6 protein-coding genes are annotated in these 4,241 nt (G+C 68.8%); 1 reads left to right on the top strand and 5 read right to left on the bottom strand.

Annotation, left to right across the window (positions count from 1 at the left end):
* Positions 1-137 precede the first annotated feature (137 nt).
* From ACWTSU_RS09035 to ACWTSU_RS09055, 5 genes are all read right to left on the bottom strand, one after another.
* Complete coding sequence (locus ACWTSU_RS09035; RefSeq protein WP_455139902.1) at positions 138-995, bottom strand: MetQ/NlpA family ABC transporter substrate-binding protein; 858 nt, start codon at positions 993-995, stop codon at positions 138-140.
* 58 nt (positions 996-1,053) lie between these two features.
* Positions 1,054-1,743 carry a methionine ABC transporter permease gene (locus ACWTSU_RS09040; RefSeq protein WP_455137534.1) on the bottom strand — a complete coding sequence of 230 codons (690 nt, stop codon included), beginning with the start codon at positions 1,741-1,743 and terminating at the stop codon, positions 1,054-1,056.
* Positions 1,736-2,485 carry a methionine ABC transporter ATP-binding protein gene (locus tag ACWTSU_RS09045; protein ID WP_455139904.1) on the bottom strand — a complete coding sequence of 250 codons (750 nt, stop codon included), beginning with the start codon at positions 2,483-2,485 and terminating at the stop codon, positions 1,736-1,738. Before ACWTSU_RS09045 ends, ACWTSU_RS09040 begins: the two co-directional genes overlap by 8 nt.
* Positions 2,486-2,541: 56 nt before the next feature.
* Entirely contained in the window at positions 2,542-2,664 is a 123-nt protein-coding gene (locus ACWTSU_RS09050; protein ID WP_455137536.1) for a hypothetical protein, read from the bottom strand.
* A gap of 95 nt (positions 2,665-2,759) precedes the next feature.
* Positions 2,760-3,245, bottom strand: a complete 486-nt coding sequence (locus ACWTSU_RS09055) for a hypothetical protein (protein WP_455139906.1) — start codon at positions 3,243-3,245, stop codon at positions 2,760-2,762.
* A gap of 83 nt (positions 3,246-3,328) precedes the next feature.
* Here ACWTSU_RS09055 and trhA point away from each other — a divergent pair, with 83 nt between their 5' ends.
* A complete protein-coding gene (gene trhA, locus ACWTSU_RS09060) occupies positions 3,329-4,033 on the top strand; it encodes a PAQR family membrane homeostasis protein TrhA (protein WP_455139908.1) in 705 nt (234 codons plus the stop codon).
* Positions 4,034-4,241 lie beyond the last annotated feature (208 nt).

Here is a 4,241-nt window from a genome sequence, read left to right on the forward strand (position 1 = left end):
ATGATATTCCTCAGGCTGGGGAGGCTGGACTTCTCGGCCCAGCTGGCGTCAGCGCGTGCTACCCACTAGAAACCTCGAAGAGCCAAAAAAGGGCCGCCCCACCCGGGACGGCCCCGTCGCGCGTCTGCTCGCGAGCCCTAGAACGCGGCCTGCACCGCGTCGCCGAACGTGTCGGCCAGGTAGGCCTTGAAGTCGTCGGTCTGCAGCACGCCCACGAGCGCGGTGATGCGCTCGTCGTCCTCCTTGTCGGGCGTGGTCACGATGACGTTGGCATACTCGTTCTGGATGACGTCGGAGCTCGCGTCCTCCTGTGCCACGGCGTCCTCGAGCTTGAGGCCGGCGTCGATGGCGTAGTTGCCGTTAATCACGGCAAAGTCCGCGTCGTTCAGCGTGCGCGCGACCGCCGCGGCATCCTGCTCGGAGAACTGCAGGTTCTTGGGGTTGTCCACGATGTCGTTGGGCGTGGCGGTGATGCCGGCGTCCTCGGAGAGCGTGAGAAGGCCCAAGCTCTGCAGCAGCAGCAGCGCGCGCCCCTCGTTGGTGGGGTCGTTGGGCACGCTGAACGTGGCGCCGTCGGGCACGTTGTCGATGTCGCTCGACTTGCCGGCGAACACGCCCATCGGCTCGAAGTGGATCTTGCCCGCGTTCACCAGGTCGGTGCCGTTCTCCTCGTTGTAGTTGTTGAGGTAGTTGATGTGCTGGAAGTAGTTGGCGTCGAGCTCGCCCGAGGTGGTGTCGCGGTTGGGAAGGATGTAGTCAGTGTACTCCTTGACCTCGAGCGTGATGCCCTGCTCGGCCAGCAGCGGCGCGGCGTAGTCGTTGAGGATGACGGCGTGCGGGCTCGGCGAGGCGCCCACGGTGAGCGTCTGCGCGGCGTCATCGCCGGCGGCGGCGTCGTCGGAGCCGCCCGAGCACGCGGCGAGCGCGCTGGTGGCGAGAAGGGCGGCGCCCGAGAGGAAGCCGCGACGGGTGAGGCTGAGGTTCTTGCTGGTCATGATGATTCTCCTTCGCATGTAAAAAACTGACAGGTAGTGATGCGGCCGCGAAGCCCGGCTATCGGCTGCCGGCCGCGCGGTGGTCGATCTTGCGCGCCACGAGGTCGCACACGCTCTGGATGAGCTGCACGATGATGATGAGCAGCACCACGGTGACGATCATCATCTCGTCCTCGAAGCGGTAGTACCCGTAGCGGATGGCGATGTCGCCCAGGCCGCCGGCGCCCACGGCGCCCGCGATGGCCGTGTAGCCGAGCACCGCGATGAGCGTGATAGACACGCCGCGCACGATCGACGGCAGCGCCTCGGGCAGCAGCGCCGAGACCACGATGCGCGGGACGCTCGCCCCGCAGGCCTCGGCCGCCTCCACGCTGGCGCGCGGCACCTCGGCGAGCGACTGCTCGATCATGCGCGCCACGAAGGGCGCCGTGGAGACCACGAGCGGCGGGATGACACCGCGCACGCCCGAGGTGGTGCCCACGAGCGCCGAGGTCACGGGCATGAGCGAGATGAGCAGGATGATGAACGGCAGCGAGCGGCCGATGTTGACCACCCAGCCGAGCACGGCGTTGAGCACGCGCATGGGGCGCAGCGACCCCGGCGCGGTCAGGTAGAGCACCACGCCGAGCACGATGCCAAAGACGTAGGCGATCGCGGTGGACGCGAACAGCATGACGAGCGTGTCGACCACGCCCTGGGCGAGAAGATCTCCGTACTGGCTGACGAACTCGGTCACGACGCTAGGCATCCCAATCAACCCTCTCAAGCAGCACCTTGGCGGCGTCCGACTGCGGCGCGGCAAACACGTCCGGCACGGCGCCCTTCTCGACCACGTGCCCGTGCTCGAGCACCACGACGTTCTTGCAGATCTTCTCGACCACGCCCATCGAGTGCGTGATCACGATGATCGTGACGCCCGTGGAGCGGTTGATGTCGCGCAGGAGCTTGAGGACGGTGTTGGTGCTCGCCGGGTCCAGCGCGCTCGTGGCCTCGTCGCACAGGATGTAGGCCGGGTCGCACGCCAGAGCGCGGGCGATGGCCACGCGCTGCTGCTGGCCGCCCGAGAGCTGCGCCGGGTAGTCGGCCGCGCGGTCGCGCAGGCCCACCATGTCGAGCAGCTCCAGCGCGCGCTCGCGGTTCTCGGCCGTGACGCGCCCGTTGGCGGCCAGGTACGGGAAGCAGACGTTTGAGAGCACGCTCTTCTGGGCGAGAAGCCCGAAGCTCTGGAAGATCATCGCCACGCGGCGACGATAGCTGCGCAGCTCGGCGCCCGCGAGGCCCGTGACGTCGCGGCCGTCCACCACGATCTGGCCGGAGTCGGGGCGCTCGAGCAGGTTGATGCAGCGCACGAGCGTCGACTTGCCGGCGCCGCTCATGCCGATGACGCCCATGATGTCGCCGTCGGCGACGTCGAACGAGACGTCGTCAAGGGCATGCGGCGCGTCCGGCGACGTGCCGTAGGTCTTGGTGAGGTGCTTGATCTGAATCATGTGCGAGGCTCCGCTCGATGACGTGAACAGGGAGGTCAACTCCCGCCGGAGCCGACCTAGTGGAGGCGCCCGGTCTCCACGCGCAGGCCAGCGCGGCACAGCGCGACGGAGTGCCCGGGCTTGGGCATCTCCATGGACATCGCCATCATCATCGCGGTATGTGCGGCAGCGCTTCTCATGCGGCATACCTTAGCAGTGCCCGGGACGCGCGCGCAAGCGCCGTAACACGCCCGCAAGAATCGCCCTCGCGCCGCGGCGAGAAGGGCCGGGGGCGCTACTCCTCGTCGTCCTCGGGCAGGTACTTGGCGAACGGCCCGCGCTTGGTGCGGTCCACGCCCGCGCAGCCCACGGCGTAGACGAAGCCGACGACCACGAAGAGCACCGGCGCCGCCACCGAGACGTAGACGACCACGACCACCAGCCCCAGCAGCGCGTCGCCCGCGGACGGGACGAGCACCGGCAGCCCCGCGAGCGCCATGCACGCGAGCACCGCGAGCGAGATCGCCCGGCACACGCGCTTGGCCACCTTGCCCACGGTGATCTTCTTGACCCACAGCACCAGCAGGCCCAGCACCACGCCGATGGCGTAGACCAGCACGGGCGCCGCCAGGACCACGCCCAGCTGCGCCGGGCCCGACGAGCCGAGCGCGGCGGCCACGACCTCCATGTCGGTCATGTGGTACCAGGCGAGAAACGCGCAGCACACGGCCGCGACCGCGACCCACGCGACAAAGTTGCCGATAAACGTCGATTTCCTCAAGGCGGCCTCCCCGGACGCGACAGGGGGTATGCTCTCCCCATACGACGTGGGCCATTATACCCACCCGGTCGAAGGGAGTCCCCATGGCAGAGCTCGCGCAGGAGACGGCGGCGCCCGGCGGCGCGCCCGGGTCCGGGGCGCCGCGCGCGCCGCGGGCCAAGCGCTACTCGCTCGGCGAGGAGATCGCCAACTCGGTGAGCCACGGCGTGGGCGTCCTTCTCGCCATCGCGGCGCTCGTGCTGATGATCGTGGTCGCCGTGAGCCACGGCGGCGGGGTGCGCCTGGCCGCCGCGCTGCTGATGGGCGTCGCGCTCATCGTGGAGTACCTGCTCTCGACGCTCTACCACGCGCTCGCGCCCGAGAAGGCCAAGGCGGTCTTCCGCGTGCTCGACCACTGCGGCATCTACCTGCTCATCGCCGGGAGCTACGCGCCCTTCTCGCTGGTCACGCTGGGCGCGCGCGGCGGAGTGTGGCTCTGCGCGGCGGTCTGGGCCATCGCCGTGGCCGGCATCGTGGCCGAGTGCCTGCTGCGCGAGCGCCAGCCGGCCTGGCTCACCGCCGTCGTCTACGTGCTCATGGGCTGGCTCGTGGTCTTTCGCGTCGGCGACCTCTGGGAGCTGCTGCCGCCGCCCGCGTTCTGGCTTCTGGTGGCCGGCGGGCTCAGCTACACGGTGGGCGCCGTCTTCTACGCGGTGAAGAAGGTGCCCTACCTGCACTTCGTCTTCCACCTGTTCACGCTCGCGGGCAGCGTCTGCATCACGCTCTCGGCGCTGCTGTTCGTGCTGTAGGGGCATCCGCGCCCGCGGCGGCCCGACCTTCTCGTCGGGCGACTTCTCCAAGCGCCCTCGGGCACTTTCCTCCTGCCTATCCGAACACTTTTGGCTCTGAAACGTTCGTTTAGGGAGGAGCTGGGGGTGCGGACGAAAAGTTGGACGCCCGAGGCGTCCGGGACGGAGGTCCGCATGTACCGGGAAGACGACAGGCAGGCCATAGTCG

It is taken from the genome of Thermophilibacter sp., from assembly GCF_966187215.1.

What these genes read in the sequence shown, in the direction of transcription:
- ACWTSU_RS09040 (WP_455137534.1), bottom strand. Translation starts at nt 1,743, where the DNA reads ATGCCTAGCGTCGTGACCGAGTTCGTCAGCCAGTACGGAGATCTTCTC.
- ACWTSU_RS09045 (WP_455139904.1), bottom strand. Translation starts at nt 2,485, where the DNA reads ATGATTCAGATCAAGCACCTCACCAAGACCTACGGCACGTCGCCGGAC.
- ACWTSU_RS09050 (WP_455137536.1), bottom strand. Translation starts at nt 2,664, where the DNA reads ATGAGAAGCGCTGCCGCACATACCGCGATGATGATGGCGATGTCCATG.
- ACWTSU_RS09035 (WP_455139902.1), bottom strand. Translation starts at nt 995, where the DNA reads ATGACCAGCAAGAACCTCAGCCTCACCCGTCGCGGCTTCCTCTCGGGC.
- trhA (WP_455139908.1), top strand. Translation starts at nt 3,329, where the DNA reads ATGGCAGAGCTCGCGCAGGAGACGGCGGCGCCCGGCGGCGCGCCCGGG.